The following is a 19,576-nucleotide window of genomic DNA, read 5'->3' on the forward strand; positions in this document are numbered from 1 at the left end:
ACTAAATGATGAAAGATGATAAACGTTTATCACGAGTAGAACGCAGAAAGCGTGAACTCGAACAACAAGAGCAAGAAAAGTCGATTCAACCGGACGAGCAGTGGATGGGCGAACCGTCGCAACAGGAACATCGGGAGCAGATGTCTGATCAGTCCGAACATCCATTTTTAAATGAATCGTCTCGAGAACCAGCACAATCGGGGAGCAAGAAATCGAAAGCGCGCCGAAAACAGATGCCACGAATCCCGTCGCTTTCGAAACGAAAGACGACTCGACGAAAATCGAACCAAGCGACGCAACCATCCAAACCCTCGAATCCACAAAAGCGAGAAGTGGATTCAGCGTCAAAATCACCAAGCAAACGAAAGCGAAAGTGGAAAGGGAAAGTCGCTCTACTTCTCCTAATCGCCTTGCTTGTCGCCGGATACGTGGCGACCTCCCCGTTCACGTTCCTGATCATGGGAAGTGATGCACGTGTAGGGGAATCGCTGTCGGGATCTCGTACAGACTCCTTGCAGTTGATGGAGTTCGTCCCCCGATCACGTACGGTTCAAAATGTATCGATTCCACGGGATACGTATACGCCCATCCCGTGTGAACCTGACCGAGAAGGAGATAAAATTACGCACGCCTTTGCCTATGGCGGAGCGGAATGTACAATCGGTGCTGTCGAAGAATTGACGGATGCCTCGGTCGATGGACAAGTCGTCATCACATTCGAATCGTTTATGGAATTGATTGATTTGATTGGCGGAGTCAACGTCACGGCGACGCATTCGTTCAGTGAGAAAGGGTTTAACCAGACGTATGAATATACGGAAGGTGTTTCTTATGCGATGGATGGAGACATGGCGCTTGCCTATGCGAGACACCGTAAAACGGATACGGACGGTGCCCGCTCTAATCGTCAGACAGAAGTCATGACGGCTGTTGCAGAAAAATTGGCAAGTCCATCAGGATGGACAAAAATTCCGGAGACATATCGCTTCATGAAAGAAGAGATGGGGTTAGAGATGAACGTCTTACAAATGGCCTCTGTCGGATTGACGATGATCTCGAATCCTGAGGTGAACAAGATGCAAGTCGAGGGTCAAGATGCCTACATCAATGACATCTATTATTATGAGCCGCTAGAAGAAAGTGTGCAGGCGATTCGTGATGCCCTTGATTTATCCATTTGGGGCACTGTCAGATAATTTAAAGAAAAGGGTTTGATTCTGACTTGAAAGAGGAATTTTAAACAAATGAACTACTCTTTTGAGGAGGGAAATTTGAATGAAAGTTTTAGTCATTGGAGCAACAGGAAAGATCGGGAAACGTGTACTGAAGAGTCTGGCGAAAACCCATCAAGTGACCGCTTTAATTCGTTATCCTGAACTACAAGCAGAGTATGAAAAAATGGGTGCGCATGTATTGACGGTTGACGTCGAGAACGAACTTGAGAAGAAAGTTCATGAGGCGACGAGTGGACAAGACGCTGTGATTATCGCAGCAACTGCCGGTGCGGACGGTTCGAGCGCTGAAATCGAACTGCTTGACCGAAACGTCGCGATGAATGCCATCGATGCTGCGAAGAAAGAGCGGGTGCGTCATGTCGTCTTGCTGAGTGCATACGGCGCAGACCAACCGAACGCAGCTCCAAAAGAGCTCTTTAACTTTTTGTCAGCTAACAATGCCGCCGATGAATATATTGAACACAGCGGTTTGAATTATACGATCATTTGCCCAGTGGCGATTGTCGATGAACCGAGTAAAGGTTCAATCGAAGCATCTGAAGACTTGAGTGATGCGGATGGAGCGACGATTTCTGAAACGGATGTCGCAACGGTCATCGCAGCATCTCTCGACAACCGAGGTTTGTATGGTCGTCGAATTGAAATCAAATCTGGCAGTACGCCGATTAACGAAGCGCTTGATTTTGAAGGACGTGGAGAAGTGGCGAACGGAGGAAGAACGACGTTACGTCGCCCACAACGATCATAACGAACTGAGGAGAAGATGACATGGAACGAAAGTTATATAAAGACCCGAGTAATCAAATGATTGCGGGAGTGTGTTCCGGACTCGGAAACTATTTAAAAGTTGATGTCACCATCATGCGCGTTCTGTTCGTAGCGATGGCACTTCTAGGAGGTCCGGGACTCCTCATCTATATCATTCTAGCAATCATTATGAAAAAACCACCATCAGAATATGAAGTGGAACAGGAAGATCGTTTCTAACAAAAAAGCAAACCGACGTCTCGTCGGATTGCTTTTTTATTTCTCTACATATAAGGTGTAACTCGCTTCAAACGTCTCGTTTGGCGAAAGGAGTTGAATTCCTTCTTTGTGAAGGAAGTCTTTTCGGTGCCCTTTATAATCTGCATGTCCGAACCAAGGTTCTAAACAGACGAAAGGAGCTTCTTTATGCGGTGGGGACCAAATACCAAAATGAGTGAAGGACGGGCTTTCCATCACAATAGCCGTTCCTGTTGGTTGATGTCGGAGTGCGGCATACTCGATCTTCTCAAAGATCAGCGCATCGTCATCGAACAATGATCGGGTGAGGGGAATGTACTGACGCTCTCCGAGTGGTTGATACGCGCCTGTCAAATAAGGACCTTCTAACAGATAGCGATCGAGTGAGCGGACTTCCCCGAAATCAATCGTATAGTCCTCGAATGTCCCGCCATTGAACGGGACATTAAACGCAGGATGACCGCCAAGGCTAAACGGTAACACCATATCGCCTGGGTTATGCACACGATACGTCACGAGCACTTCTTCACCGACTAGTTGATACGAGACGGTTAATGTAAATGGGAATGGATAGTGTTGACGCGATTCCGATGTATCATTCAAAGTGAATCGAACCGACGTGGCAGATGATGATTCGATGTCAAACGTGGCGTCGCGGGCGAAACCGTGTTGGCTCATCGTATAGGTGTTTCCGTCGTATACATACTGATCATCAAGCAACCGACCGACAATTGGAAAGAGAATTGGAGCTTGTCTCCCCCAATAGGTCGGATCACCTTGCCATAAATATTCATGTCCGGATACTTTCCAACTCGTCATCTCAGCACCTTGTGCCTTTAGGGTAATCTGTATTTTTTCGTTTTGAAGTTGCACGATCTACACGCTCCTTTACGGTTTATGATAAGTTAAGTGTAGAAATCTTACGTAAAACAAACAAGGGGTAAATCATGCGCTTACAAAGAATTGTAGTGGGAACGCTAATCCTTCTATTGATTGCAGGACTTGCTTATAAGGGATATGACGAATATATGACGTCGTTAGAGAAAGACCAGACAGCCCCCATCGTCCAAGATGAATCGGTGTTAGGGGGGCTTGAAGTGGGACAACAAGCGCCTAACTTCACACTGAAAACATTGGAAGGGGAGCCACTTACCCTCTCTCAATATCAAGGGAAGCCGGTCGTGATTAATTTCTGGGCATCTTGGTGTCCGCCTTGTAGAGATGAATTTCCGGAGCTTGTATCTTTTGAAGAGACCACAGCGATTCCCGTTCTCGGAATAAATGTGACGAAGAATGAACGTCGTGGAAAAAAAGACGTTGAAGCCTTCTTAGAAGAGTACCCGGTTAAGTTTCCCATTTTGTTAGATGAAGAAGCAACTGTCGAACAGCAATATCGTGTCGTAGCATTACCGACAACGTACGTGCTCGATGAAAATGGTATCATCGTCGCGAAGAAAACAGGTCCTGTCGACGAGGCATGGCTTCGAGAACAAATTGATGCAGAAAGGTAATCTCTAAAAAAAGCTGAACGATTTGCCCGATAGATTTGGGCAAATCGTTCAGCTTTTATAATGTTGCTTGATCAATGCATCAAAGTTGGGAGTCATATCTTCTTCTAGATAGTAATGATGATTGTCTCGGATGATTGTATCACCAACACGTGCTTCGGACGGTAGGAATCGTCTAGGGATGAAACTTGAGCCGTTATTCCATCTCAATACGGCATATTTTCCCTCGATTCGTACCAATGTACCGTACTTAATCATACCTCTTCCTCCTCGACGAGCAGCTTCTGTCTCTTTTTTATCCTTACACCTCTATTCCCAAATTACACAAAAGCTACACATCTTTACAAACGTCTGTACAGTCAGAGTAGATGTATTGTGGTAAATAACGGAAAGGATACGTTATGGTAAATGTGAAAGAAGTTTGAAGAAAACGCTTTCTTTTTTGGGTTCTGTCTTCTATAATAAAACCACGGGGTGATTATGACGAAACTGTGAACAATGGGGGGATGGTCATGTTTTCTTCTGCAATGATTGGGTTACTTGCTTTGACGGGAGTAACTGTCTATGGGGTTGACCGTATGTTCACGGTCCGCTCAGAACGCGTCACAAAGAAATAAATAGGTCTACATAGGGGGAAATCGCAACGTCTTGGGGAGACGTTGCGATTTTTTTAATAGTCTTGCTGACGAGACCGGCGATCGGTCTCTTTTTGTTCTACCATTTTTCGATTCCGTTCATGAACACGGTCGAAAAAAGAATGTTCTGGCCATGAAGAGGACCAATGGCGGTCTTCAGGAAGTGCTAATATATACTCTTCGGCCGCACTCAATCGTTCAATCATCTGACTTCGATTATCGCACAGGTCGCCGTGACCGGGTACGAACCAACGAATCTCATGTTCGTAGATGAGTGATTGTAGCGTCTGTAACGTATCGAGGTATGCCGTGGAATCGTGCTCGATAAAAGGGGGTTCGATGTTTGAACCATAATCCCCACAGACGAGTAGATTCATAGACTCGATGAGAACGGACATATGTGTCGCATCATGACCAGGTGTAGAAAGGAATGTAACCGGTACAGAACCGATTAACAAAGTCTGATCAGGTTCAACGACGAAATCAATATCGGGTTTTTTGATGGGACGATCGATGTAATGCTGCTCATAAAACTTCCTAATCTCATCAAGTTGATCGGACGAGTCTGCCTCAACAAAAGCTTGTGAGGCAATTGTGGTTGCATCCGTAAACCCATAAGCGCCGATGATATGATCGAAATGATGATGCGTAAAGATCACATAGAGCGGACGGTTGCGACGCTGTAACTCGATGTCACGGCGAATCGTCGCAATTTCTTCAGGAAGCCACGTCGGATCAATCAATAAAATGGCATCGGGAGTATCAATGAGGGTTGATGTTGTTCGCATCAACGCACTTTCGTATACGGTGAAAGATTGCAGCTTTGCTTGAATCAATGGGGTTCCTCCTCATTTGATTAGAGTCACTCATTCTTTTCCCAAATTATTTAGAAGAACAACAAAAAAAGCAGAAAGTCTGATGACTTTCTGCTTTTGCAAGGTCTCAACCGTGCAGTGTATGTGTGCGAGAAGTTCTCGCGTATATGTCGATATTGGAGCGGGTGAAGAGAATCGAACTCTCGTCATCAGCTTGGAAGGCTGAGGTTTTACCATTAAACTACACCCGCATTCAAAGAGAAAAATATGGAGCGGGTGAAGGGAATCGAACCCTCGTCATCAGCTTGGAAGGCTGAGGTTTTACCATTAAACTACACCCGCAAAACGTATTTGCTCTTAACGTTACTTTGATATAATAGCATATCGAATTGAATTTGCAAACCCTTTTTTAAAAAACTTTTTAGGTTGCAGAATCCTGTCCACAACGAAGATAATAGAAAAAAGGGGAGAAACAGATATGAGTGAGCGAAAATCCTATTTACGACTGATGGGTGAAGGATTTCGGATGTTGAAGCAATCAAAACAGACGGACACATCGGTGTCTCTCCGTAGCTGGACGTTTTCAATCCATCGCGATCAAGAATGGCACGTTGTGTTGCGCTCGAATCGAATCAAATGGATAGGACTACCGAGTAGAACGTTTGATATCCGTCCGGATGCCATACGCATAGGAGATCTTCAAATCATCCGTCATCATGAATCGAACGAAGTACGTTTGACAATCAATGAAGAATGGGGATTGGAAAATAAGGTTGTTTGTGACAACCTGGAATGGGAAACGTTCGTCGATGCGCTCAAACAAGTGAAGGGGGAGTAAGTGTGAAGGGAGAGAGGTTGTATCGGATGGAAGCCGAGGCTCGAGGGAGTGCTTGGCGTGCCCGAGTTTTAACAGGGATTCAGCGATTTCGATTTTATAAAGGGGAATTACTCGCGCCGACAAACCGACCGTACGTGGTGTTGAGTATCTCGCAAGACGAAGGAGCCTTGCCTGATTTGATTGAAACCGATATGGGCATCCTCTTGATTCATGAGCGAGTGGGACCGATCTTTATGAATGTCTGTCCGTATGACGTTCAGCTCGTTCGGGTCGAGCTTCATACGAGTACTGGGAAAACCGACCGTTACTGCGCGCTCAACATCCTCCGCCGCTTTGAAATCGAATACTTGGAACATTCGAACGAATATCGTCCGCTAAGTGCGGACCGACTCTATTTCCTATCCAATCAAACTGTCCGTATGAACTTATTTGGACATATGATTGCCCAAGACGTAAATAGCCAACGTCTTTATGTGACAGAACGATTGAAGTTTGCACTTCAAACGAAAATGGTCACTGGGCTGGCATTTAAGCAAGTAAAGGAGAAAACAGCATGAAAGAGTACGAAATTGATGGGTGGTTCCGCCTGACATATCCGGAACATTATGAATACAGCGAAGAAGAAGATTACGTGAGTTTCTATTCGACAGAGGCGGATGCGCAAGGGACGCTTCAAATCTCAATCTATGAATCAGAAGATTCGCAAGAGCCAACGCAATCTGCCTTGAGCGAGTTAAATACGTTCTTAGGGGAGTTTCCGATTGATGTGAAAGTCGCACCGAGTGTGACTGGTGAGACGTCGAATATGACGACGGCCTACGCGAGTGGGATTGAAGACGGCATGCATTTAGACGTCTGGTCCTTGACCGATGGGAAGCGGCTCTTATTTTTAACTTACGTAGCCGATCAAGTGACCGATGAAAAAATGGAAATCGAGTCCATCATCGATTCAATCGAGTGGACATAAAAGGAGACACGACGCCAACGAGGCGTGTGTCTCTTTTTGTTACTGATATTTTGGTACATCGAAATTGAGTGTGTAAGCATCAAGTGATTGATAGATATTATAGATGCTTGTCGTTTGTTTCGCAGCCCAACCGATATCGGTTGCGTACTGATGTGTTCCTGGTGAAGAAGGATTGAAGCGCATCTTGTACAATGTATTTTGTTTATACGTCGGATGATTGATATAGCTAGCTCCGATCCAGTAAGCCCCACCGATAATCGCTTCCTCCGGAGAGAACCATTTTTGTTCGAAGGCGTATTTAGCACCGTTTCCGAGTGGATTGCTATCGGTTGCTTGAATACCGTACATATTATAGACGGTTGCCGCAACAGGACGTTCTGGATAAATCCGAGTACCACTCGAGTTGATCAATGCATTACCATCTTTATCGACAGGAACTCCTTTTGCGAGAAGGGAAGTGCCATGGCCTGTTTCAAGAAGGGCATGCGAGAGAAGATATACTTCGTTCACGCCGTACATACTAGCCGCATCCACGAATGCTTGACCTTGTCCGCTGAGCGTTCCTTTTGATGTGAGGACTTTGTTCAGTGTAGTAGCAGTTGTCCCGGCGCTCTTCGACAAATCTAAGAATTGATAGAATGATCGAGAGTTCGCATCAATCTGACTAGGGTCGACATATGGGAGAAGATCGTCAACTGATGCGCGACGCCATGTATTATCAAACACTCGGATGTTGTGTCCAGCCGGTCGTTTATATGAAATCATGTAGTATGTGCCAGATTGCCCTGTAATCGTAACGGTTTCGCCTGTATTGATTTGACCGTACGCATGAGATGTTAAAATTGGACGGCTCAAAATGTTGGCGGTTCCGACGACTGAACTCGGTGTTACATATCCGGTCATCGTGCCGTATTTTACTTTATACCAAACAGTTGAACCGGAAGTATAACGGTCAACATATTGAATGGACGCACCATATGGGATAGTGATGAGTGAGGACGAGCTTGAAGAAGCCGTCATCTTTAAAGCAGTACCTAAGCCTGAAATGACAGTCATCTCAGATTTCACAATCTTTCCTGTCGAACCGTTGACACTCACCCAAGCGCGAGGTAAGTATGCTTCATCGTATCGATGTGCATCCGTTTGGGCGAATTGAGCTACTTGACGGTCTGCCATCTGTCGAACTGTCATCGGATAACTCGTATACGAGACTTTCTTCGTGATGCCTGTCGCAGGCGGGGTCGTTGTGACAGGGACGACGTAATCCGTATGAATATAGTTGCCGCTATACGTCCCGCTCGTAAGGAGTGCCCATTTCGAACCGACAATCGGTTTAATGTTGACGAGTGTTCCCGTACTTAGCGTTCCGACTTTGTTTGCTGACGTTACTTCAGGTGTAGACCGAACGTTGAGTGGCTCGTTCCCATCTACATAGATACGAACTTGACGTTCTTCTTCGTATTGTTCGTCTGACGGTGGTGTTTTCGAGAAATAGTCCGCCGTCGCATAACCTGTGATTGGACCGTATTCGATTTTAAAGAATCGTTCCGTGAGACCAGATTCCGACACTTGTTGAACTTTCGTACCGAACGGGATGATTGCAATCTTCACTTTTTCCGCATCCGAACGGTTATATAAGACGACATCACGCGTTGTGTAATAATCTGTTTTCACAATGACCTCTGGATTTTTCAATGAGAAGTGACTAGAACCTGCATAACCGGTTTTTCCGTCGTAGCGAATCTTGAACCAAGAGCTAGAGAGGCCGCTTTGCGAGAGTTGCTCCACTTGTGCACCAAACGGAATCGTCGCAATCTTCGTCGCACCGGCTGCAGACGAGCTATACATCGCTACATTTCGAATGGCGAAGTATGGTGTGATTGTCACTTCTTCAGGTGCCTTCGTTGAAAAATGGCGAGCGGCAGCGAAGCCGGTGACTCCATCATATTCAATTTTGAACCAAGAGTCCGATAAGTTGGCGTCCGACACTTGGACGACTTTTGTTCCTTCTTGGATCGTGCGAAGACGGGCCGCTCCGGAAGCAGATGATTCGTATAATACGAGGTCTCGCACCGCATAATAGGTTGTTTTGACAACGGCTTCAGGTTTTGATGTCGAGAAGTTACGTGCGGCCGCATAGCCGACCGTGTCCCCGTACTGAACCTTATACCAAGATGAACTCAAACCGTTTACGTATACACGCTTCACTTCTGCTCCGAGTGGAATGGTCGCAATTTTTGATGCGCCTGTTCCTGATCCGTTGTAAAGCGCAACGTTTTTCACAGCGTAATATGTCGTGACCGCATCGGCTGTGAGTGGTGTTGCTGTAAAATTGCGTGCCGGTGCATAACCGACGAGTGAACCATATTCGATTTTGTACCAAGACCCCGTCGCCCCTAAAGAGTCCAAGTATGTGACTTTTGCGCCTTCTGGAATCGTCGCAATTTTTGATGCGCCAGTGCCGGTCTTATCATACAGAACGGCTGTCGTGGACGCGTAAAATGTAGGGCTCGTTTCGCTAAAGTATCGTGCCGCCACATATCCTGTATATGTACCGAATTGTACTTTATACCAAGATCCTGTAGCACCATGCGTCGAGAGATGCGTCACGAGCGATCCTTTTGGGATGACCGTTTCGATGGAAGCAGACGTCGACATCGAAGAACGAAGATTAACGTTCATTTCAGCGATATATAATGAAGCGGATGTAGCAGACGTGGTAGACGTTTTTGCGAGGGATGATCCCATCGTCAAATATGTAGATGAGACGTATCGTTTTTGACCCTCAAAGTTGATTTGTGCCCATTCATCGTTAACGGCATACACATCTACCGTTGTTCCTTCCGTTAACTTGCCGACGATTGAAGATGTCGTCGACGAATCAGACCGAACATTTAAGATGGGTGTGTTGACTGTTCCTTCAGATGTTGCTGCGTATGATTGGAGTGGTGCGAGAGTGCTCAAAATCGTTCCTGAGACAATCGTAGCTACTCCTAATCGTGAGAGTGTCGATTTCAATATGTTACCCCTTTCGAATGAGAGAGCATGATTTAAATGATTGCGGTCTAAGTATAACGCACTTAAAAAATGGAAAGAAGAAGCAGAATTACAAAAAAGGTAAATGATTAAAATTTCATTTCTAAAATAAGGTAAATAAAAAATCCCCTGATAAAGGGGATTAAGTAAATTAATGGGTCTTACTTTGCTTCATCCATGTGAGGATATCGGACCACACCTGTTCACGATGGATTTCACGGAGGATTTCATGACGGGCGTGATCGTACGTGGCCACAGCGAGATCGATATCTGCATCGCGATACTTTCGAATTATGCCGGTTAACCCTTCACCGTCATGCGTGACGGGATCATCCATTCCAGCTACGAATAGCACAGGTAGTGACTTCGGGTGCTCATGTATACGTGCAGACGTCGTGACATCTAATGAGGCACGTGTCACTTCGTGTAAAAATCCGAGAGAAGGTAGTCCGCCACAATTCGGATCGGCGAGATAGGAATCGACTTCGTCAGGAACGCTTGAGAGCCAGTCGCTATCTGTTCTTGCAGGTAAAAACTTTAAGTTGTAGCGGCCGAACAATAGTCGTTCAAAAAATCTAGACTGGTGTGTTTCATCTTTCCGTTTCATCGCAGTGGCGATGAAACGATGCCCGAGTTCCCCTGCAACTCCGGGATGGGGTGGCGGAGCGACGGCGACAATACCGGCGAGGGCGTGTCCCATGACTTGTCCGAGTCGTCTGACGAGAAGGGACCCAAAACTATGGCCTAGCAAATATGTCGGGCGCTCGTCCTCATATTGATTGATGAGGTATTGGGCATCATCGACGAGTTGTTGAAATCCCGTTCCTGGCTTGAGATGACCGTAAGTTCGTTGGTCATGAGCGCTCGTACCCGCACCACGCAGGTCGCATACATAGACGTCGTATCCATTGTTTGCCATAAAGTGTGCAAACTCAATATATCTTTCGTGATGTTCGAGCATCCCATGAAACATGAATATTTTTCCAATTGCTTGTTCTGCTCGAACATGCATCACTTCCGTTTGATACCCGTCAGAATACGTCAACTCTGATACCATCATGTGCCTTCCTCCTATTTAGAAAAGTCCAATCGCTTTTCCAGATTCGTCAATTCCCATATTGAGAGCTGCCGGATGTTTTGGTAAACCTGGCATCGTCAGCACGTTGCCTGTCAAGGCGACGAGGAATCCAGCTCCCACTGATGGTTTCAATTCGCGAACGGTGATCGTGAATCCTTGTTGATAGCCGAATTTCGAAGGGTCGTCTGAGAGAGAGAATGGTGTCTTCGCCATACAAATCGGAAGATTTGCCCAGCCATTCGCCTGAACTTCTTTCATTTGTTTTTGGGCTTTGGCTGTAAACATGACGTCTGCAGCACCATATACTTCTCGGGCAATGGTTTTGATCTTTTGTTCAATCGAATCGTTCAATTCATACAATGGCGTCAGCTTACTTTCGTTCGACTCGACGGCTTCAATGACCGCTTCGGCCAACTGTCGACCACCAACCCCGCCGTTGGCCCACACTTCGCTGAGGGAAGCACGAATGCCGTGCGCCGCACACCAGTCAAGAACGGTTGCTAGTTCCTCTTCCGTATCTGAATTGAAACGATTCAATGCGACGACCGTCGGCAGTCCGAGTTTTTTCATCGTATCGATGTGTTTCGCAAGCAATTTCAATCCTTCTCCGACTGCACCGACATTCTCGATGTGAAGTTGATCTTTCGGAACGCCGCCGTGCATCTTTAAGGCGCGAACGGTTGCAACGAGGACGACCGCATCCGGATTCAACTCACCGACTCGAGATTTGATATGACAGAACTTTTCGGCCCCGAGGTCGGCCCCGAATCCAGCCTCTGTCACGACATATTCACCGAGTTTTAATGCAGTCTTCGTTGCAATCAATGAGTTGCATCCATGTGCGATATTTGCGAACGGACCTCCGTGGACGAGTGCAGGTGTTTGTTCGAGCGTTTGGACGAGGTTCGGTTTAAAGGCTTCCTTCAACAATAACGTCGCAGCACCGGCAGCACCGATTTGTTCAGCGGTAATGGGTTCTTTTTGATGGTCATAGGCGACGACGATTCGTTTAATACGTTCCTCAAGGTCGCTCAAGGAGTCTGCCAGACAGAGAATCGCCATGATTTCCGAAGCGACGGTAATATCAAATCCATCCTCACGAGGAACTCCATGAGCCGGACCGCCAAGGCCGACCGTGACATGACGAAGGGCGCGGTCGTTCAAATCGAGGACGCGCTTCCAGACGATATGTCGGACATCGATGCCGAGGTCGTTTCCTTGATGCAGGTGATTGTCGATCATGGCACTGATCGTATTGTGGGCAGATGTGATGGCATGCATGTCCCCGGTGAAATGGAGGTTGATGTCTTCCATCGGGAGAACTTGACTAAAGCCACCACCTGCGGCGCCACCTTTTAAGCCCATCGTCGGGCCGAGCGAAGGTTCACGGAGACAAACGATCGCTTGTTTATCTAATTGGTTTAATGCTTGTCCTAATCCGACCGTCACCGTTGACTTCCCTTCACCAGCTGGTGTCGGATTGATCGCTGTGACGAGAACGAGTTTTCCATCTTCTTGTGTTTTTACACGTTCGAGGACATCGTAAGATAGTTTGGCTTTATATTTTCCGTAGAGATCCAGGTCATCTTCGTGTAATCCGAGTTTTGCTGCGATGTCTTTAATCGGCAAGGTTTTGGCTTGTTGGGCAATTGTAAGGTCAGATAGTGGTTTCGTCGTTGTCATTCAAAAAGTCCCTCCATTTATCGAACAATATATCTTTTTATATAAAAAACATTCGGTATTACTGGGTTAAAAAGTGAATTGAGACAGTATAAATTCAACCCGTTCGTATTATCATTGATTTTATCATAACTCATGATGGGTTCAAATTCATTCATTTCGTTCAATATTTTCCACCCTTTCTGTCAAATGTATCCGTTTTCATAAAAGGGTAGGCACGATACAGTGATAGTGGAGGCGATACACATGACTGAGCGTGCAAAACGAACGAAACGAAGACGAAATTGGAAAAAACCTGCGAGCTTTTTAGCATTTGTCGGACCTGCTTTTCTGGCATTTGTCGCCATCGTGCTCATCCCGTTTTTCAATGGAATTTACTACAGTTTCACAGATTGGAACGGTGTGACAGGAGAATTAAATTTTGTAGGATTGGAAAACTATCACCGCTTGTTCTTCGAAGATGAACAGTTTCGGGCATCTTTTTGGATCACGACGAAATATACGATCGTATCCGTCTTATTGACAAACATCGTCGGTTTTTCGTTGGCACTTCTGTTGACGATGAACATTAAGACACGGAACTTTTTACGCACGATTTTCTTCATGCCGAACTTGATTGGTGGATTGATTCTCGGATTCATCTGGCAGTTCATTTATGTAAAAGGATTTGCCTCGATCGGTGCGTTGACGGGGTGGAGTCTATTCGAATTACCGTGGCTCGGAGATGCGCAAACAGCCTTTTGGGGCATCGTGATTGTTGCCATCTGGCAAGGCGGTGGATATGTCATGGTCATCTATATCGCGGCGTTACAAAACGTGCCGACTGATTTGATGGAGGCGGCACGAATTGATGGGGCGAACCGTTTCAAGATGCTTCGACATATCACGTTGCCGATGATCATGCCATCGATCACCATCTGTTTGTTCTTGACCATCTCTTGGTCGTTCAAAGTGTTCGATACGAACTTGTCGCTCACGAATGGGGGGCCGTTTAAATCGACCGAGATGTTAGCCTTAAATATTTACACGGAATCTTTTGTGAATAACAACTATGGTCTCGGGTCGGCCAAGGCGGTCATCTTCTTCTTGGTCGTGGCTGCGATTACGGTGACACAAGTGTATGTGACGAAAAAACGGGAGGTGGAAGCATGACGACGGAAAAACTAGATCAAGTCGAGAATCAACCGACTTTGAAATCACAACGTATTCCGCAGCGACCGCTTCGTCCAGGAACCTACTCTTGGAATCTTGGAGTCATTGAACTCGTTGCCATTCTACTCGGATTGCTTTATTTGGTACCGTTCTATTATGTTGTCGCCAACTCGTTCAAATCGATGGCTGAAATCTTTACGAACACGTCTGCTTTACCGAACGAATGGTTGACGTCGAACTATACAGAAGCGTGGGAAGCGATGAATTATGGACGTGTCTTTTTGAACTCGCTCCTCATCACGGTTGGGGCGAATGCGGTCATTGTCATCTTCACCTCGATGGCGGCGTGGAAACTCGTTCGGACGAAACATTGGATTTCCACAATGATCTTCTTCTTGTTCGTGGCTGCGATGGTCATTCCGTTCCAGTCCATCATGATTCCGCTCGTGAAGGTGTCTAGTATCCTCGGTCTGTTGAATAGTCATTGGGGACTGATCGTCATGTATCTAGGTTTTGGGTCTGGTATCTCGGTGTTCCTTTATCACGGATTCATGAAGTCGATTCCTGAGGAAATTGAAGAAGCCGCCATCATCGACGGTTGTTCGACGTGGGGTGTCTTCTGGCGCATCGTCTTTCCACTTCTCAAGCCCATCACGGTGACAATCGTCATCTTGAACAGCCTATGGATTTGGAATGACTTCTTATTGCCATCACTTGTTCTCCGTGATGTCGAGTTACGGACCATCCCGCTCGCGACATTCTATTTCTTTGGACAGTACACGAAACAATGGGATTTGGCGTTAGCTGGTTTAGTGTTAGGAATCGTTCCCCTTCTGGTCTTTTTCTTCGGCATGCAAAAGCATATCATCAAAGGGATCACAAGCGGTTCGATTAAATAACCCTCCCAAGGGAATCCTCCGTTCGCTACACGGAGGATTATTTTTTTTGAAAAAAACCGTTGACATTAGTCAGAATATTTATAATAATGAACTCAATTCAATTGTGAACGACGTCGAAAGGACGAGTACACGAAGGTAGTGAGTCAAGCGATCCGGGGGTGGTGTGAGCCCGGTCTTAACCCTTCGTCGAAAAACTTCCTGGAGTCGCTACCCGAACGCTTTGCCAGTAGACGTAGCCGGACCGCTCCCCGTTATCGGAGTTACGAGATGATTGTCTCGAAAAAGTGAGTAGATTCGTCTACTAATTTGGGTGGCACCGCGGAACCGAAGTCTTCCGTCCCATGTTCGATGGGAATGGAGGGCTTTTTTTCATGGCTTCATTTTCAAATATTCCACAATTGGAGGAAACGGAAAATGACAACAGCAACAAGCACGATGAAGGAAAGACAGCAGACGATCGCAGCAGTAAAGGCACTCTTTGAGGAGAAAGTCTCACGTGAACTCGGACTGATTCAAGTACAGGCTCCGTTATTCGTCGAATCAGCGAGTGGGGTAAACGATCACTTGAACGGCGTGGAGCGTATCATTCAGTTTGATACGATGTATCCGGGACATGAACTTGAAATCGTTCAGTCACTTGCGAAATGGAAACGCGAAGCGCTCGGTCGTTACGGATTCGGTGTCGGTGAAGGGTTATATACTCAGATGCGCGCCATTCGACGCGACGAAGAACTAGACGCCACACATTCTCTGTTCGTCGATCAATGGGACTGGGAACGAGTGATTGCTCGAGAAGAACGGACGATGGAATATTTGAAAGCGACGGTTGAGTCAATTTACGCAGCGCTCCGCGAAACAGAAGCGGAAGTAGAGAAAGCGTACGGCATTGAAGCGATTCTTCCGGAGATGATTCATTTCATCACGAGTCAGGAGTTGGAGGATGCGTATCCGACGATGACGCCAAAAGAACGTGAAACGGCAATCTGTAAAGAGTACGGTGCCGTCTTCATTTCACAAATCGGAGATCTTCTCGCTTCAGGCATGAAACATGATGGGCGAGCGGCGGACTATGATGATTGGTCACTCAACGGAGACATTCTCGTATGGCATCCTGAACTCGAATCAGCTTTTGAACTGTCGTCGATGGGTATTCGTGTCGACGAAGTGGCACTCGATGCGCAACTGAAGAAAGCGGATGCGGAAGAGAAACGTGCGTACCCGTTCCATCAAGGGGTACTTGAAGGAACGCTCCCACTCACAATCGGAGGTGGAATCGGGCAATCGCGTATTGCGATGTATCTCTTACGCGCTCGTCATATCGGCGAAGTGCAAACATCGGTCTGGCCTCAAGAAGTCATTCAGTCGTGCAAAGAAGCCGGCATCAGCTTGTTGTAATATAATAAGAAGAAACACGGAACAGGACTCGGTAAAAGAGTCCTGTTTTTTCTGTGCAACATTTTCCACCCTATTCGTCAATTTTGACACCTACATAGTGGAAGCGTTTTCATTTAAAGTTGAATTTGTAAAGAATGGATGAGATTAAGGGAGGAAATGAGATGAAACGGAAGTGGAAATTGTCGACAGCGGTCATGACGGCAGGGATGGTCTTATCACTCGCGGCTTGTGGTGGCGGATCGCTCACGGATGAGGGTTCTTCTGAAGGAAATAACGACAGCGGTGACAAAAAAGACGTCACGTTAAACGTTTTCCAATTCAAAGCGGAGATCGCGAAAGACCTCGAAGCGATGGCGAAAGAGTACGAAGAAGAAACAGGTGTGAAAGTCACGGTTCAAACGGTCGGCGGCGGTGCAGACTATGGGGCAGCCCTCAAATCACAGTTTGCTTCAGGCAACGAACCGGATATCTTCAACAATGGTGGATTCACAGAAGCACAGACATGGAAAGACAAATTGGAGGACCTATCAAGTGAGAAGTGGGTCGGAGATTTGACAGAAGTCGCCAAAGAACCGATGACGATGGACGGTAAACTTTACGGTATGCCGATGAACCTAGAAGGATACGGATTCATTTATAATAAAGAACTATTTGAAAAAGCGGGAATCAAAGAGTTACCTAAAACACTTTCTGAATTGACTGCTGCCGCTGAAAAGTTAGATCAAGCAGGAATCACACCATTCTCTGTCGGTTATGCAGAGTTTTGGATTTTAGGCATTCATTTATTAAACATTCCAATGGCACAACAGGATGACCCGGATGCGTTCATTCAAGCATTGAACGAGAATAAAGCGAAGTTTGAAGACAATGAACAGTTCCAAGAGTTTTTAAAACTGTTTGATTTGACGATTAAATACGGAAACAAAAACCCGTTGACGACGGACTATAATACACAAGTCACACAGTTCGCCCAAGGAGAGACAGCGATGCTCCAACAAGGGAACTGGGCGCAACAGATGATCCTTGATGTGAATCCGGACATGGAAATGGGCTTCGTTCCGATCCCGATCAATGACGATGCAGAGAAGATGGATCGACTTCCGGTCGGTGTCCCGAACAACTGGGTTGTCAATAAAAACTCGAAGTATAAAGAAGAAGCGAAAGACTTCTTAGAGTGGATGGCGACGTCGGATACTGGAAAAGACTACATGGTCAATAAATTCAAGTTCATCCCGGCCTTCAAATCGATTGAAGCCAATGATCTTGGACCACTCGCTGATGACATTTTGGCGTATTCGAATGAAGGGAAGACCATCTCTTGGAACTGGTTCAAGTATCCGGATGGAGCTGTAAACGAATATGGTGCCCTCATGCAGGCATATGTCGGTGGACAAAAAACAGGTGAAGAAATGCTTCAGGACTTCACGAAAGTATGGCAAGACAAAGTGAAATAAGGATGGCGCAGACGGTGAAATGACCCCTTCATCGTCTGTGTTTTTTTTATGAAGAAATTGTCACAGTAATCCCATACAAACCACACACATACCTGTGGGGGTTTCAGTAGAATGATTGTTGTAAGCGCTTTTGAGAAGGAGGGGACATGAAACGATTACTGATTTGTATCCTATTTTTGTGTTGGGCACCACATGTTGACGCGAAAGAACATTCAATTTCGTTGACTGAACCCATCATCATCGAGTCGAATGAACATTTTGATGGAAATGGGAAAGTCTATACGAGTTGTGGACAACCTGCGTTTATCATTCGTGGAACGGGAGCGATGCTCGAACGTGTATCAATTCATCAGTGTGAGGAAGATGGGGTGCCGGCCATCCAAGTATCTGGCCTCGGACATCAACTTCTCGATGTCTCCATTGAATCTTCTGGAACTGGACTATGGATTGAGGATAGTTACGGAGTTCGTGTCACTCGAACCGTTGTGGTTGGGAATGGAAAGTCAGATGGGCTCGTTCTTATGAATAGTGAAGCGGCTGAATTAAATGGAGTTGTCGTGAAGACGGTACGAGATGGGATATACATAGAGAACGGGTCCAATCACACGATTGTCCGACCCACAGTCTCGCATTCGCGCTACGGCATTCATTTGATGTTTCCGACAGATGTTGTGATTTCGGTACCCGAACTTCATCATAATTTGACCGGTGCGATGATTATGGGAACGAATCGAGTCGTTTTAAAAAACGGGAACGTGCATGACCAATTCGGAGGAACGGCAACGGGACTGATGTTATATGAGGCCGTTGACACAACGATTGAGATGACAAATATTTTTGGGAATCATATTGGCTTACTCGCAGAGCAGTCGGCAGGAACGACACTTGAGCGGAATGCAATCAATGGGAACGATATTGGGTTCCAATTAAAACAAGCAACAGGGATGATGGTTCTTCAGAACAATCTGTTGGGGAATCGTGAAACCGTGACGACGGTCGACTCACATGACAACGTCGTACAAGGAAATGTCTGGGGTGGTGCGACACTAGACCTGACTCATGACGGGTATAGCGAGATTCCATATCGAACCGATCCGTATTTGTTCTTACTGACGGAATCCTATGAAGCGTTCGAACTGTTGTATGGGTCGCCAGGTCTTCTTATGCTAGAAAACATATTAAGAAGTCCAGAAGAAGAATCTTTAACCGATCTATCGCCGAAAACCTATTCGGCGACATGGAAGTGGAATGGCTCGATTTGGAGCTTGAGCAGTATTGGATTGATTATCATGATTTGGATATTTGGGAGGAAACGACATGAAATCGTATAAACAAGTAGCGGGACTTTTATCTGTTGCAGGACTATCTTTGGCACTCGGAGCATGTTCAAGTGCATCGGCAGAACCGTTTGACATCAAATGGGGTGAAACCGAGTGCGAAGTATGTAAAATGAAAATTATGGATCAGCAGTTCGCAGCGGAAGCCATCATGGAAAATGAAAAGGGATATGCGTTCGATGACATCGGTTGTCTCATGCGTGATTGGTATCCTGAACAAAAAGAAGAAGATATTGCTGCGATGTACGTAAAAGACTTCAATACAAAAGATTGGGTCGAGTTAGATGAAGCGATGTTTGTTTACGACAAAGAGTCGAAAACACCGATGGCGTATAACATACTCTCGTTTGCGAAAGAGGCAGATGCTGAAGCATATGTCGATGAAAATGGCGGCGAGATGATGGACTTTGATCAATTAAAAGATCATACATGGGAACGTGGCGAGATGAATATGAAGATGGACGACGATGGTTCAATGGACGGAATGAATCAAGATGGTGAGATGGACATGGAGATGGACTCAGAAGAAGAAGGACAGTAAA

19 protein-coding genes, 2 tRNA genes and 1 other annotated feature are annotated in these 19,576 nt (G+C 46.1%); of the genes, 13 read left to right on the top strand and 8 right to left on the bottom strand.

Going from position 1 to position 19,576, the window contains the following annotated elements; translation table 11 throughout:
• Positions 1 to 8 precede the first annotated feature (8 nt).
• From KNO66_RS12535 to KNO66_RS12545, 3 genes are all read left to right on the top strand, one after another.
• Positions 9 to 1,196: an LCP family protein gene (locus KNO66_RS12535; RefSeq protein ID WP_251128145.1), complete on the top strand. Its 1,188-nt coding sequence runs from the start codon at positions 9 to 11 to the stop codon at positions 1,194 to 1,196.
• A 79-nt stretch (positions 1,197 to 1,275) separates the two neighbouring features.
• Entirely contained in the window at positions 1,276 to 1,983 is a 708-nt protein-coding gene (locus KNO66_RS12540; protein ID WP_214742797.1) for an SDR family oxidoreductase, read from the top strand.
• A gap of 20 nt (positions 1,984 to 2,003) precedes the next feature.
• The gene (locus KNO66_RS12545; RefSeq protein ID WP_214742798.1) at positions 2,004 to 2,222 is read left to right on the top strand and encodes a PspC domain-containing protein; all 219 of its coding nucleotides are present in this window, start codon (positions 2,004 to 2,006) and stop codon (positions 2,220 to 2,222) included.
• Positions 2,223 to 2,258: 36 nt separating this feature from the next.
• Here the strand turns inward: KNO66_RS12545 and KNO66_RS12550 are convergent, their stop codons facing one another.
• Positions 2,259 to 3,113 carry an aldose 1-epimerase family protein gene (locus KNO66_RS12550; protein WP_214742799.1) on the bottom strand — a complete coding sequence of 285 codons (855 nt, stop codon included), beginning with the start codon at positions 3,111 to 3,113 and terminating at the stop codon, positions 2,259 to 2,261.
• A 74-nt stretch (positions 3,114 to 3,187) separates the two neighbouring features.
• Here KNO66_RS12550 and KNO66_RS12555 point away from each other — a divergent pair, with 74 nt between their 5' ends.
• Positions 3,188 to 3,751: a TlpA family protein disulfide reductase gene (locus tag KNO66_RS12555; RefSeq protein WP_251128146.1), complete on the top strand. Its 564-nt coding sequence runs from the start codon at positions 3,188 to 3,190 to the stop codon at positions 3,749 to 3,751.
• Positions 3,752 to 3,799: 48 nt separating this feature from the next.
• On the opposite strand, the gene KNO66_RS12560 is transcribed toward KNO66_RS12555, so the two are convergent.
• The 4 genes from KNO66_RS12560 to KNO66_RS12575 all read right to left on the bottom strand — a co-directional run bounded on the left by KNO66_RS12560 (position 3,800) and on the right by KNO66_RS12575 (position 5,540).
• Positions 3,800 to 4,006: a DUF3006 domain-containing protein gene (locus tag KNO66_RS12560; RefSeq protein WP_015880796.1), complete on the bottom strand. Its 207-nt coding sequence runs from the start codon at positions 4,004 to 4,006 to the stop codon at positions 3,800 to 3,802.
• Between the two features lie 412 nt (positions 4,007 to 4,418).
• Entirely contained in the window at positions 4,419 to 5,219 is an 801-nt protein-coding gene (locus KNO66_RS12565) for an MBL fold metallo-hydrolase (protein ID WP_214742800.1), read from the bottom strand.
• Between the two features lie 156 nt (positions 5,220 to 5,375).
• Positions 5,376 to 5,449: transfer RNA gene (locus KNO66_RS12570), tRNA-Gly, on the bottom strand.
• A 17-nt stretch (positions 5,450 to 5,466) separates the two neighbouring features.
• Positions 5,467 to 5,540, bottom strand: a tRNA-Gly gene (locus tag KNO66_RS12575).
• 136 nt (positions 5,541 to 5,676) lie between these two features.
• Between KNO66_RS12575 and KNO66_RS12580 the strand changes: the two genes are divergently transcribed.
• The 3 genes from KNO66_RS12580 to KNO66_RS12590 are packed head-to-tail and all read left to right on the top strand — an operon-like array spanning position 5,677 to position 7,003.
• Positions 5,677 to 6,036 carry a hypothetical protein gene (locus tag KNO66_RS12580; protein WP_214742801.1) on the top strand — a complete coding sequence of 120 codons (360 nt, stop codon included), beginning with the start codon at positions 5,677 to 5,679 and terminating at the stop codon, positions 6,034 to 6,036.
• Positions 6,037 to 6,038: 2 nt separating this feature from the next.
• Complete coding sequence (locus KNO66_RS12585; protein WP_353048572.1) at positions 6,039 to 6,593, top strand: hypothetical protein; 555 nt, start codon at positions 6,039 to 6,041, stop codon at positions 6,591 to 6,593.
• Entirely contained in the window at positions 6,590 to 7,003 is a 414-nt protein-coding gene (locus KNO66_RS12590; protein ID WP_214742802.1) for a hypothetical protein, read from the top strand. The genes KNO66_RS12585 and KNO66_RS12590 overlap by 4 nt, the downstream gene beginning before the upstream one ends.
• 39 nt (positions 7,004 to 7,042) lie before the next feature.
• On the opposite strand, the gene KNO66_RS12595 is transcribed toward KNO66_RS12590, so the two are convergent.
• From KNO66_RS12595 to KNO66_RS12605, 3 genes are all read right to left on the bottom strand, one after another.
• A complete protein-coding gene (locus KNO66_RS12595; protein ID WP_214742803.1) occupies positions 7,043 to 10,021 on the bottom strand; it encodes an SH3 domain-containing protein in 2,979 nt (992 codons plus the stop codon).
• A gap of 169 nt (positions 10,022 to 10,190) precedes the next feature.
• On the bottom strand, positions 10,191 to 11,099 hold the full coding sequence (locus KNO66_RS12600; protein WP_214742804.1) for an alpha/beta fold hydrolase: 909 nt from the start codon (positions 11,097 to 11,099) through the stop codon (positions 10,191 to 10,193).
• 15 nt (positions 11,100 to 11,114) lie between these two features.
• Complete coding sequence (locus KNO66_RS12605; RefSeq protein ID WP_214742805.1) at positions 11,115 to 12,800, bottom strand: formate--tetrahydrofolate ligase; 1,686 nt, start codon at positions 12,798 to 12,800, stop codon at positions 11,115 to 11,117.
• Between the two features lie 243 nt (positions 12,801 to 13,043).
• Here KNO66_RS12605 and KNO66_RS12610 point away from each other — a divergent pair, with 243 nt between their 5' ends.
• From KNO66_RS12610 to KNO66_RS12635, 6 genes are all read left to right on the top strand, one after another.
• Positions 13,044 to 13,949 (top strand): carbohydrate ABC transporter permease, encoded by a 906-nt coding sequence (locus KNO66_RS12610; RefSeq protein ID WP_214742806.1) that lies wholly within the window; start codon positions 13,044 to 13,046, stop codon positions 13,947 to 13,949.
• Complete coding sequence (locus KNO66_RS12615) at positions 13,946 to 14,848, top strand: carbohydrate ABC transporter permease (RefSeq protein WP_251125924.1); 903 nt, start codon at positions 13,946 to 13,948, stop codon at positions 14,846 to 14,848. The genes KNO66_RS12610 and KNO66_RS12615 overlap by 4 nt, the downstream gene beginning before the upstream one ends.
• A 104-nt stretch (positions 14,849 to 14,952) precedes the next feature.
• Positions 14,953 to 15,193, top strand: a binding site (T-box leader).
• A 69-nt stretch (positions 15,194 to 15,262) separates the two neighbouring features.
• Positions 15,263 to 16,243, top strand: coding sequence for an aspartate--ammonia ligase (gene asnA / locus KNO66_RS12620; RefSeq protein ID WP_214742807.1), 981 nt, complete (start codon positions 15,263 to 15,265; stop codon positions 16,241 to 16,243).
• Positions 16,244 to 16,404: 161 nt separating this feature from the next.
• A complete protein-coding gene (locus tag KNO66_RS12625) occupies positions 16,405 to 17,697 on the top strand; it encodes an ABC transporter substrate-binding protein (RefSeq protein WP_214742808.1) in 1,293 nt (430 codons plus the stop codon).
• 146 nt (positions 17,698 to 17,843) lie between these two features.
• Positions 17,844 to 19,028: a NosD domain-containing protein gene (locus tag KNO66_RS12630; protein ID WP_214742809.1), complete on the top strand. Its 1,185-nt coding sequence runs from the start codon at positions 17,844 to 17,846 to the stop codon at positions 19,026 to 19,028.
• The gene (locus KNO66_RS12635; protein ID WP_214742810.1) at positions 19,015 to 19,575 is read left to right on the top strand and encodes a nitrous oxide reductase accessory protein NosL; all 561 of its coding nucleotides are present in this window, start codon (positions 19,015 to 19,017) and stop codon (positions 19,573 to 19,575) included. The genes KNO66_RS12630 and KNO66_RS12635 overlap by 14 nt, the downstream gene beginning before the upstream one ends.
• Position 19,576 lies beyond the last annotated feature (1 nt).

It is taken from the genome of Exiguobacterium sp. s48 (assembly GCF_018617395.1).
In the GTDB taxonomy this organism is placed as follows: domain Bacteria; phylum Bacillota; class Bacilli; order Exiguobacteriales; family Exiguobacteriaceae; genus Exiguobacterium.

What these genes read in the sequence shown, in the direction of transcription:
- KNO66_RS12535 (WP_251128145.1), top strand. Translation starts at nt 9, where the DNA reads ATGAAAGATGATAAACGTTTATCACGAGTAGAACGCAGAAAGCGTGAA.
- KNO66_RS12540 (WP_214742797.1), top strand. Translation starts at nt 1,276, where the DNA reads ATGAAAGTTTTAGTCATTGGAGCAACAGGAAAGATCGGGAAACGTGTA.
- KNO66_RS12545 (WP_214742798.1), top strand. Translation starts at nt 2,004, where the DNA reads ATGGAACGAAAGTTATATAAAGACCCGAGTAATCAAATGATTGCGGGA.
- KNO66_RS12555 (WP_251128146.1), top strand. Translation starts at nt 3,188, where the DNA reads ATGCGCTTACAAAGAATTGTAGTGGGAACGCTAATCCTTCTATTGATT.
- KNO66_RS12560 (WP_015880796.1), bottom strand. Translation starts at nt 4,006, where the DNA reads ATGATTAAGTACGGTACATTGGTACGAATCGAGGGAAAATATGCCGTA.
- KNO66_RS12580 (WP_214742801.1), top strand. Translation starts at nt 5,677, where the DNA reads ATGAGTGAGCGAAAATCCTATTTACGACTGATGGGTGAAGGATTTCGG.
- KNO66_RS12590 (WP_214742802.1), top strand. Translation starts at nt 6,590, where the DNA reads ATGAAAGAGTACGAAATTGATGGGTGGTTCCGCCTGACATATCCGGAA.
- KNO66_RS12600 (WP_214742804.1), bottom strand. Translation starts at nt 11,099, where the DNA reads ATGATGGTATCAGAGTTGACGTATTCTGACGGGTATCAAACGGAAGTG.
- KNO66_RS12605 (WP_214742805.1), bottom strand. Translation starts at nt 12,800, where the DNA reads ATGACAACGACGAAACCACTATCTGACCTTACAATTGCCCAACAAGCC.
- KNO66_RS12610 (WP_214742806.1), top strand. Translation starts at nt 13,044, where the DNA reads ATGACTGAGCGTGCAAAACGAACGAAACGAAGACGAAATTGGAAAAAA.
- KNO66_RS12615 (WP_251125924.1), top strand. Translation starts at nt 13,946, where the DNA reads ATGACGACGGAAAAACTAGATCAAGTCGAGAATCAACCGACTTTGAAA.
- asnA (WP_214742807.1), top strand. Translation starts at nt 15,263, where the DNA reads ATGACAACAGCAACAAGCACGATGAAGGAAAGACAGCAGACGATCGCA.
- KNO66_RS12625 (WP_214742808.1), top strand. Translation starts at nt 16,405, where the DNA reads ATGAAACGGAAGTGGAAATTGTCGACAGCGGTCATGACGGCAGGGATG.
- KNO66_RS12630 (WP_214742809.1), top strand. Translation starts at nt 17,844, where the DNA reads ATGAAACGATTACTGATTTGTATCCTATTTTTGTGTTGGGCACCACAT.
- KNO66_RS12635 (WP_214742810.1), top strand. Translation starts at nt 19,015, where the DNA reads ATGAAATCGTATAAACAAGTAGCGGGACTTTTATCTGTTGCAGGACTA.